The 636-nt window shown below is 58.6% G+C and carries 1 protein-coding gene; it reads right to left on the bottom strand.

The genetic code is table 11. The annotated features are described in order from the left end of the window. The coding region (locus ACXJ7R_RS35660; protein ID WP_457155877.1) for a caspase family protein at positions 1-440 on the bottom strand (440 nt) is incomplete at its 3' end. Positions 441-636 lie beyond the last annotated feature (196 nt).

Below are 636 nucleotides of genomic sequence, written 5' to 3'. Positions count from 1 at the left end.
CGGCTGTCCTGTGCAACGATGGTCTCATCATAGCCATCGCCCTCGTCGCCATTGTCATCGATGGCCAGGGAGCCGTGACCGCTGAAGTAAAACAGGAACGTCGCATCCGGATGCGCTTTTGCCTTCTCGATCAATTGCTCCGCAAATGCCTCTCGAATGCCGGCGTGGGTCGCCTGGGCGTCCAGCAAAACCCGGTAATGATCGCCGTCGTCGGGAACCCCGTAGGTGCCGGTCAGCAGGTCCTTAACGAGGGCAACGTCGTTTGCGGTTCCATGAAGGTCCGATGCGTTGTAGGCGGAGCCTGGCGTCTTTGCGTAGCTGTTTATGCCAACAAGGAGCGCGAACACGCCCGGCTCCTCGGCGAATACGACGCGAGGACACACCAAGAGAAGCAAAGCCACCAAAAGCGCCCGGCAATGCCGCTTGCTTACTGTGAACATCGTTTCGCTCCAGAGACCACAAAGACCTGGGCAAGGCAGCCCGTTATTCGAAGCCTATTGTGCCGGCCAGTCACTTGCGCTGAGCGGCAAATTCAGTGCGCTCAGGTCTTCAACCAAATCGCCCCTGCCGCAGCTGACGCCATCCTTGTATTGCACCAGCGCCGCATGGAAGCTTCGAAGGAAGGACCAATACACC

It is taken from the genome of Mesorhizobium sp. P5_C1 (genome assembly GCF_054049815.1).
This window is presented reverse-complemented; position numbering and strand designations above follow the sequence as displayed.